A 2,171-nucleotide genomic window follows, 5' to 3' on the forward strand; every position below is an offset into this window, starting at 1 on the left:
CAATACTTGAATATATTTTGTTTCTCTTCGCCTAAAAATGGCGAGCGGGCGACATGAACGCCTGGGAAACCACAGGCGACGCGCCCTTGCCTTTAGACCAACTTCGGGCTTGATCTAACTCCTGACTGCTGACTCTATCCTCCTGACTTCAGCCCGAAGGGCGTGGTAATTAAATATAGTAAGACTTTAGGGCGAATAATTAGCCATTGCTTAGTCATGATTTTTTAGTTTTCTATTATCCCCCGCATTCGCATTTTCAGTCTTCATCTTTTACCTATTTAATGAGAAAGTTTATGATTAAGTTTTTACCTAGTTAAAGTCAATGAAAGTTTATACCGACGCAGAATACGATCGCCTCTACAGAGAAAGTTTATCCTGCGAGCAGATAGAAAATAATCTTCGTGGGTTCGATCTAGTTAGAGCAGCTAAGAGCCAGTGGTATGAAGGGCAAAATTGTTATGCAAATTTGTTATCGGGAATTAAATTAGAATTTGTTGACGAACAGATATTCCTCGATTGCCATAAGCTAACAGAACATTGTGATTGCCCTATTCTGACAGCTAAATTTTATTTAAGCGGTTATCATAGCGTGATTTGTCCTGGTATCGATGGTATCGCACCAGAATACGCGGAAACAAAAGGGCAGAACTATCTATTTTATTTACCCGACATTAAAGAGATAGAACAATTTTGGGCTGGCGATTGCCTAAAGTTGTTAAGAATGGAAATAGATTTGGCATATATCAGAAACTTTGCCACAGAATTAAACACCATACCCAAACATCTACAAGCATTAATAGAAAACGAAAATCCCCAAAGATTTCACTTTAAGGTAGGGGGCGTAACCCTTCAGATGCAAACTATAGTCGAACAGATATCCTGTCATCCCTACCACGGCGCGATCGCTAAAATGTATCTGGAGGCTAAAGTGTTGGAGTTACTGGCATTACAGCTATCTCAGTTATCAGAATCAAACCCCGATGCAACCAACTCCACATTAAAAAATAAAAATATTGATCGCATTTATCAAGCCAGAGATATTTTAGTGAATCAATTAGAGAATCCCCCATCAATCTCAGAATTGACTCAGCAAGTGGGAATTTCCGATTTCACTCTACGTCGGGGCTTTCAGGAAATATTTGGCACAACGGTTATCGGTTATCTAACTTCATTACGTTTAGAACAAGCGAAACTATTGTTGCGAGAGAAAAAGCTTTCTGTAGCAGAAGTGGCTAACTCAGTCGGTTATACTCATTTAGGCTACTTTGCTAAGGTGTTTAAACGTCAATTTGGCATTACGCCTAGTGAGTGTTTGGCAGGAAGATTGAGTAGCAAGTAGCAAGTAGCAAGTAGCAAGTAGCAAGTGCGCTCAGTGTTTTCCCCATATCTCTATTTTGTGACTACAAATCTCTTTTTTGCGATAGACAAGCCGTTATTGACTTCTATAAACTACACCTCATCTAGTTATTAACAATTTTTCTAAATAAGGCGGTTCTTCGCTTGGTCTGAGGAGTGTAAATGAAAGTATTTTCAGTATTGTTATTTCGTCTTTTATCTGTCGGTAGTTTGTTAAGTTTGGTTTTAGCTAGTCCCGTTGGTGCGGAGACGGGGAGCAGAGGAGCGGAGGAGCAGGGGTGCAGAGGTACAGGGGTGCAGCCCTTCGGCTTTGCTCAGGACAAGAGGTGCAGGAGTACGGCTGCGGATTTGTTAGCGCAAGTTAATCTGACGCGGGTTACAGGGATAGAGATTAATCAAACTGAGTCGGGTTTGGAAGTAATCTTGAAAACCACAGCAGGAAGTGAAAAGCTAGTACCGTTGATTTTGCCGGTCGGTAACGATCTGGTAATTGATATTCTGGATGCAACATTAGGTTTCGACCTTAGAGATGGCGTAACCGAACTTAATCCCGCGCCAGGAATCGATCGCTTTGAGTTGACCAAAGTAGATGAAAGTAGTATCCGCTTAACTATTACAGGATCGAGCCAAACCCCAAGCGCAGAAATAGTACCTTCAGAGCAAAACTTAGTTTTAAGCGTCACACCAGAACAAAGCACTGCACAACAGCAAGAAGACGCACCAAGCGAAGAAATCGATATTATCGTTACTTCAACCACAGTAGGGACGAGAACCGAAACTGACCTTCAAGACTCACGGTTCGCTCAATTTAAAAA

2 protein-coding genes are annotated in these 2,171 nt (G+C 41.4%); both read left to right on the forward strand.

Annotated features, from left to right (window positions below; all coding sequences use genetic code 11):
- Nucleotides 1–322: 322 nt before the first annotated feature.
- Nucleotides 323–1,339 carry a helix-turn-helix transcriptional regulator gene (locus H1P_RS32885; RefSeq protein ID WP_144875636.1) on the forward strand — a complete coding sequence of 339 codons (1,017 nt, stop codon included), beginning with the start codon at nucleotides 323–325 and terminating at the stop codon, nucleotides 1,337–1,339.
- A gap of 179 nt (nucleotides 1,340–1,518) precedes the next feature.
- On the forward strand, nucleotides 1,519–2,171 hold a 653-nt coding region (locus H1P_RS32890; RefSeq protein ID WP_144875638.1), incomplete at its 3' end, for an AMIN domain-containing protein.

Source organism: Hyella patelloides LEGE 07179 (genome assembly GCF_900659865.1).
GTDB lineage: Bacteria > Cyanobacteriota > Cyanobacteriia > Cyanobacteriales > Xenococcaceae > Hyella > Hyella patelloides.